The following is a 6,000-nucleotide window of genomic DNA, read 5'->3' as shown; positions in this document are numbered from 1 at the left end:
GGCACACCGAGCCTAGGCGAGGTGCCGAGTGTTGGGGCAAGAGCCCTTTGGTTACTTTGGGGCTCTTTTCCAAAGTGACCCGCCGTAAGGGCGGAACCCATCTCAGCCGTTACCAAAAAAATGGATATGTACCCAGTCCAAACCCCTAAAACGGCGCAGAACACTCAAACCGCAACCGCTCCCCACTCTGCGGATGCGTAAAACTCAACATGCTCGCATGCAGGCACAACCGTGGCCACGCAGCCAAAGCCTGCTCATGCGCATACAACCCATCACCGAGCAACGGATGCCCGATCGACAGCATATGCACGCGCAGCTGGTGCGAGCGCCCGGTAATCGGCGTCAGCTCCACGCGGCACCAGTCGCCACAACGCTCCAGCACCTTCCAGAACGTCAGCGCATGCTTGCCAAATTCGTGATCCACCACATGGCGCGGCTTGGTCGGCGGGTCGTAGCGCAGAGGCAAGTCGATACTGCCACTGTCCAGCTCCGGCTGACCCCAGGCCAGGGCGGTGTAGGCCTTTTCAGTTTCACGGTCATGAAACTGGCGCGACAGTTCGCGGTGGGAATCGGCGTCGCGAGCGAGCAGGATAATCCCGGAGGTTTCCCAGTCCAGACGATGCACGATGCGGGCTTCGGGGTAGCCGTTTTCCTGCAGGCGGGTGATCAGGCAGTCCTTGTTGTCATCGGCGCGGCCAGGCACCGAGAGCAGCAGGGTGGGTTTGTTCACCACCAGGACAGCGTCGTCCTGATGCAGGATATGGATATTGGACAACGGCATAAAACAGCCTCGTAACAAACGCCAACGGCGGCTCGCTCACCCGTTCCCCGCAAAGGGATCAAGGTGACCGAGCCGCCGTGGCAGCCGCCTTTTCGATTAACGATCAGGCAGGGTGATATTGAGTTCCAGAATCGAGCAGCTGCCGTCGTTTTCAAGGGCGACATGCACGTCATCGTTGCCGATATTGACGTACTTGCGGATCACCTCGACCAGTTCCTTCTGCAAGGCTGGCAGGTAGTCCGGGGTGCTGCGTTGGCCGCGTTCGTGCGCCACGATGATCTGTAGACGCTCTTTCGCTACCGACGCGGTACTTGGCTTTTTGTTGGCGCGAAAGAAGTCGAGAAATTTCATTGTTTAGTTGCCTCCAAAGATACGCTCGAAGAATCCCTTCTTCTTAACATCGAGGAAGCGATGTTCCACGGTCTTGCCCAGCAAGCGATCAACTGCATCGCTGTACGCCTGGCCGGCGTCGCTCTGGTCGTCAAGAATCACGGGAACGCCCTGGTTGGATGCCTTCAGCACGGCCTGGGATTCCGGGATCACACCCAGCAGGGTCACGGCGAGGATTTCCTTCACGTCTTCAACACCGAGCATTTCGCCATTGCTGACGCGCTCAGGGTTGTAGCGGGTGAGCAGCAAGTGCTCCTTGATCGGGTCTTCGCCTTTTTCGGCGCGCTGGGACTTGCTGGCCAACAGGCCCAGCATGCGGTCCGAGTCACGTACCGAGGAGACTTCAGGGTTGGTCACAACGATGGCTTCATCGGCGAAGTACATCGCCAGGTGAGCACCGGTTTCGATACCGGCCGGGGAGTCGCAGACCACGTATTCGAAGGTTTCTTTCAGCTCGGCGAGAACTTTGCCTACGCCTTCTTTGGTCAGCGCGTCCTTGTCACGGGTCTGGCTGGCGGCCAGTACGTACAGGTTCTCAAGGCGCTTGTCCTTGATCAGGGCCTGTTGCAGGTTGGCTTCGCCGTTTACCACGTTGACGAAGTCGTACACCACGCGGCGTTCGCAGCCCATGATCAGGTCGAGGTTACGCAAACCGACGTCGAAGTCGACAATAACTGTTTTGTGACCGCGCAGTGCGAGGCCGGTACCGATAGCGGCGCTGGTGGTGGTCTTACCCACACCACCCTTGCCGGATGTAACCACGAGAATCTTGGCCAAGGTGTTTCACCCCTAAGGAAAAAGGACTTTTCGGTCCCTGAAAAACATCTCTTGGAACTCGCCGCAGGCGGACAGCCTTCGTAGGAAAAAGATGTGGTTTGCGCAGGGCAAACGCCAACTTCCAATTATTCCTACTCAAGTCTTGCCGGTTTCGCTTTGCTATCAGAGTCTAGAGATGCTTGGAAAATGCGGCAGTATCCGTTAAAGACGGATGATGTTCAACACATCGCCCGACAGGCTGACTTGTACCCCGGCCCCCCACAGCGGATCACGGCGCAAATCTTCTGAAACCTTGTACTGGCCTGCGATGGACACTAGCTCAGCGGTCAACTGCTGGCAAAAAATACGGGCCTTGGTATCACCCTTGATGCCGGCGAGGGCACGTCCGCGCATCGGGCCGTATACATGGATGTTGCCATCGGCGAGAAGTTCCGCACCCGGACTGACCGGCGCGATCACCACAAGGTCGCCGCCCTGGGCGTAAATTTGCTGCCCGCCGCGTACGGGGGAGGTGATGATCTTTGTAGGCTTGATCGTCGGCTCCGGTGGTTTTTCCGGTTTTTTCTTCTCTTCACCGACCAATGGTTCGAGCGGACGCTCGCGGGCACCGGACGGTGGCAGTACTGGCAGTTCAATAGCGATGGCTGCGGCGATGTCTTCAATACGGCTGGCGCGAATCGCCAGGGTGCGCAGACCATGGGAGCGGCACACGCGCATCAGTCCGGGCAAATCAATGGCGCCCTGGCCGGCCGGGAGTTTGTCCAGGGCCAGTACCAGCGGGGCATTGTTGAAGAAGTTCGGCGCCAGGGCGACCTTGGCCGCCAGCTGGCGGTCGAGGGCATCGAGGTCATTGCGGGCCAGCTCCAGCACGGTGATGGCGAGCATGCTGCCTTTCAGCTGGAACACGGGATCTTGGTCTAGCGGTTCGGTTTGGCTCATGGTCGGCAAAAGCGGCTTGTCACGAAAAGTGTCGAGACTTATAACGAGAACATCCCCGGGCCGCAAGCCGAGTCGATCCGTTGTAGAATGCGCGGCCCTTGTCTTTACCGGAATCTGTAATGGATCGCCCGCGTTTTCGTGCTGCATTTCTTCACCCGCGTTTTTGGCTGCTATGGCTGGGGCTCGGCCTGCTGTGGCTGGTCACTCAGTTGCCCTACCGGGCGCTGTTGACCATTGGTCGATTACTCGGCGCGGGCATGTACCGTGTGGCCGGTGAGCGTCGCCGTATCGCCGCGCGTAATCTGGAACTGTGCTTCCCGGAAAAAACCGCTAAAGAACGCAAGCGCCTGCTCAAGGAAAACTTTGCGTCCACCGGCATCGCCTTCTTTGAAATGGCCATGAGCTGGTGGTGGTCGCGCCAGCGCCTGGCCCGTTTGGCCCATGTCGAGGGGCTTGAGCACCTCAAGCAAGCGCAGCTGGACGGCAAGGGCGTGATCCTGATGGCCCTGCATTTCACCACCCTGGAAATCGGCGCCGCGTTGCTGGGGCAAAAGCACACTATCGATGGCATGTACCGCGAGCATGGCAACCCGTTGTTCGACTTCATCCAGCGCCGTGGCCGCGAGCGGCATAACCTCGATTCCCTGGCGGTAGAGCGCGACGACGTGCGCGGCATGCTCAAGCTGCTGCGCGCCGGCCGCGCCATCTGGTACGCACCGGATCAGGACTACGGCGCCAAGCAAAGTATTTTCGTACCGCTGTTCGGCATTCAGGCTGCGACTGTGCCCGCCACCAGTAAATTTGCGCGTTTGGGCAAAGCCCTCGTTGTGCCGTTTACCCAGGAGCGTCTGGCCGACGGCAGTGGCTATCGCCTGGTGATCCACCCGCCGTTGACCGATTTCCCCGGCGAAACCGACGAGATCGATTGCCTGCGCATCAATCAGTGGGTCGAAGCCTCTGTACGCGAATGCCCCGAGCAATACCTGTGGACGCACCGCCGCTTCAAGAGCCGCCCGCCGGGTGAGCCCAAGCTGTACGAAAAACGCCGTCGATAACACCTACCTTTCACCACAGGGAGTGACGCAATGCGCCCAGCTGAACCGGTCACAGGCTTGATTCTTTCCGGCGGCGGGGCGCGAGCGGCGTATCAGGTGGGGGTGTTGGCGGCCATTGCCGAGCTGTTGCCGCCGGGCGCACCGAACCCGTTTCCGGTGATCGTCGGCACCTCCGCCGGCGCGATCAATGCGGTGAGCCTGGCCAGCGGCGCCATGGATTTTACGGCGGCGATCGAACGTCTTACCGCGTTCTGGCAGGGCTTTCGCAGCCACCTGGTGCTGCGCAGCGATTGGCCGGGGGTGGTGCGCCAAGCCAGCCGTTTCTTCACCCACAGCCTGTTGGGGTTTGGCGCGCAATTGCCGGTCGCGCTGCTCAACAGCTCGCCCTTGCGCGCTTTACTCCACGACAAACTGCAGCTGGAAGGCATCGACGAATCCATTCGCCAGAAGCAGCTGCATGCGGTGGCGGTCACGGCGTTTGGCTACGAGTCGGGGCAAGCGGTGACCTTCTATCAGGGCGGCGGCACCATCGATCCCTGGTTGCGTCATCGGCGCATTGGCGTGCCGACTCAGTTGACGGTTGATCACCTGCTGGCGAGTTCGGCGATCCCCTTGTTGTTTGCGCCGGTCAAACTCGGCCAGGAGTATTTCGGCGATGGTGCTGTGCGTCAGTCAGCGCCGATCAGCCCTGCCTTGCACCTGGGCGCCAACCGTGTGCTGGTGGTGGGCGTCAGCGGCAACCCAAGGGGTAACGAGCCGTCGACCCAGCGCACCTACACCGGCCAGGAACCCACACTGGCGCAGATCGGCGGGCATATGCTCAACAGCACGTTCATCGACAGCCTGGAGAGTGATATCGAGTTGCTCGAGCGCTTGAATCAGTTCAGTCATGTGCTACCGGCCGATGCGGCCATTCAGGGCCTGGCGCCGGTGGACGTGCTGGTGATTGCACCGAGCCAGCCGATTGATGAAATCGCGGCGCGGCATCGGCAGGAATTGCCGGCGGCGTTGCGCGTGTTTCTACGCGGGCCGGGGGCGACCAAAACGAGTGGGGCGGGGGTGTTGAGTTATTTGTTGTTCGAGGCGGGGTATTGCAGCGAGTTGATCGAGTTGGGGCGGCGTGATGCGATGGCCAAGCGCGAGGAATTGTCGAAGTTCCTTGGGCTCACACCGAACTGAATGAGGGAGCTGGCAAGCCAGCTCCCCCAGGAGATCAGCAGTGTGGCTTAGAAGTGGTATTTGACTAACAGGCTCGCTGTGTCCTGGTTAGTTTCAAACGCACCGCTGTCCTGAATCCCGTACTTGTTCTTCCAGTAGTCGTATTCAATACCGACATACAACTGCTTGTCGCCCCAGTGCAGCGCCTTGCCCAAGTCATATTTGATCTGTGGGTTGAAGTGCAAGTTGGCGTGGTAAGTGCCACGGGCGTTCTTGTCGTTGTCCACCACCCAGTCCATAAAGCCGTCGATCAACACGTTGGAGTTGCCGACAGGAATGGTGTACGACCACACCGGAGTGATCTGCCACACGCCGTCGCCCGGGCGATTGCCTTCGGTCTGGCGCTGATAGAAGTTCAGCTGGAAGTAGTCGAAACCCGGGATATTCAGGTCAAAGCCCGGGCCGACCAGGTAGGACTCGTTATCGCCTTCGCCGAACTCGTAAGTGAAGGCCAGCAATACATCCTTGATCGGGCCGAATGACAGGTCTTTGTTGAAGATTTTGCCGAACGACAAGCGTGGGCTGAACTCTCCGTAGTAGGTGCTTGGGCCAACATTGCCGTCTTCCTTGCCGTTGTAAAAGATGCGGTCAAGGAAGAAGAAGTTGTCGCCGTACTTCCACGCGTCAGCATGTTCGAAGGTGACGGTTTGCTGGATCTGCGGGTTGACGGTGAAGTTCTTTCCCCACAGGTACGTCAGGCTGTTGTTCTGCCACTGCAACAAGTCACCGGCCGCGGCCTGGCCACCAGCCAGCAGGGATCCTGCCAACATCAGGCCTTTCAACATAGGTTTCATTCGGTTGCTCCCGAGTCAAATTTTTAGGGTTGTTGTTCTACGCAGG

Annotated in this window: 7 protein-coding genes; 2 read left to right on the top strand and 5 right to left on the bottom strand. The window is 59.4% G+C overall.

Translation table 11 applies throughout. From position 1 onward, the window contains the following. Nucleotides 1–145: 145 nt before the first annotated feature. The 4 genes from BFW87_RS02065 to minC form a co-directional block, all read right to left on the bottom strand. Nucleotides 146–781, bottom strand: a complete 636-nt coding sequence (locus tag BFW87_RS02065; RefSeq protein WP_078738332.1) for an RluA family pseudouridine synthase — start codon at nt 779–781, stop codon at nt 146–148. Nucleotides 782–877: 96 nt separating this feature from the next. Next, on the bottom strand, nt 878–1,132 hold the full coding sequence (gene minE, locus BFW87_RS02060) for a cell division topological specificity factor MinE (RefSeq protein WP_003175252.1): 255 nt from the start codon (nt 1,130–1,132) through the stop codon (nt 878–880). A gap of 3 nt (nt 1,133–1,135) precedes the next feature. Beyond that, entirely contained in the window at nt 1,136–1,948 is an 813-nt protein-coding gene (minD, locus tag BFW87_RS02055; protein ID WP_003209098.1) for a septum site-determining protein MinD, read from the bottom strand. Nucleotides 1,949–2,149: 201 nt separating this feature from the next. Then, nucleotides 2,150–2,887, bottom strand: a complete 738-nt coding sequence (gene minC / locus BFW87_RS02050; protein WP_078738331.1) for a septum site-determining protein MinC — start codon at nt 2,885–2,887, stop codon at nt 2,150–2,152. A gap of 119 nt (nt 2,888–3,006) precedes the next feature. Between minC and BFW87_RS02045 the strand changes: the two genes are divergently transcribed. Both BFW87_RS02045 and BFW87_RS02040 read left to right on the top strand, forming a co-directional pair. Next, the gene (locus tag BFW87_RS02045; protein ID WP_078738330.1) at nt 3,007–3,942 is read left to right on the top strand and encodes a lipid A biosynthesis lauroyl acyltransferase; all 936 of its coding nucleotides are present in this window, start codon (nt 3,007–3,009) and stop codon (nt 3,940–3,942) included. Between the two features lie 30 nt (nt 3,943–3,972). Beyond that, nucleotides 3,973–5,121 (top strand): patatin-like phospholipase family protein, encoded by a 1,149-nt coding sequence (locus tag BFW87_RS02040; protein WP_078738329.1) that lies wholly within the window; start codon nt 3,973–3,975, stop codon nt 5,119–5,121. Nucleotides 5,122–5,168: 47 nt separating this feature from the next. Here the strand turns inward: BFW87_RS02040 and BFW87_RS02035 are convergent, their stop codons facing one another. Next, entirely contained in the window at nt 5,169–5,954 is a 786-nt protein-coding gene (locus tag BFW87_RS02035; RefSeq protein WP_078738328.1) for an outer membrane protein OmpK, read from the bottom strand. Nucleotides 5,955–6,000: the final 46 nt, after the last annotated feature.

This window comes from Pseudomonas fluorescens (genome assembly GCF_002022275.1).
Classification (GTDB): domain Bacteria; phylum Pseudomonadota; class Gammaproteobacteria; order Pseudomonadales; family Pseudomonadaceae; genus Aquipseudomonas; species Aquipseudomonas fluorescens_AJ.
The sequence above is the reverse complement of the archived record's forward strand: the minus strand, read 5'-3'. Positions and strand labels throughout refer to the sequence as shown.

Coding starts and splice junctions, on each gene's coding strand:
- BFW87_RS02065 (WP_078738332.1), bottom strand. CDS start 781: ATGCCGTTGTCCAATATCCATATCCTGCATCAGGACGACGCTGTCCTG.
- minE (WP_003175252.1), bottom strand. CDS start 1,132: ATGAAATTTCTCGACTTCTTTCGCGCCAACAAAAAGCCAAGTACCGCG.
- minC (WP_078738331.1), bottom strand. CDS start 2,887: ATGAGCCAAACCGAACCGCTAGACCAAGATCCCGTGTTCCAGCTGAAA.
- BFW87_RS02045 (WP_078738330.1), top strand. CDS start 3,007: ATGGATCGCCCGCGTTTTCGTGCTGCATTTCTTCACCCGCGTTTTTGG.
- BFW87_RS02040 (WP_078738329.1), top strand. CDS start 3,973: ATGCGCCCAGCTGAACCGGTCACAGGCTTGATTCTTTCCGGCGGCGGG.
- BFW87_RS02035 (WP_078738328.1), bottom strand. CDS start 5,954: ATGAAACCTATGTTGAAAGGCCTGATGTTGGCAGGATCCCTGCTGGCT.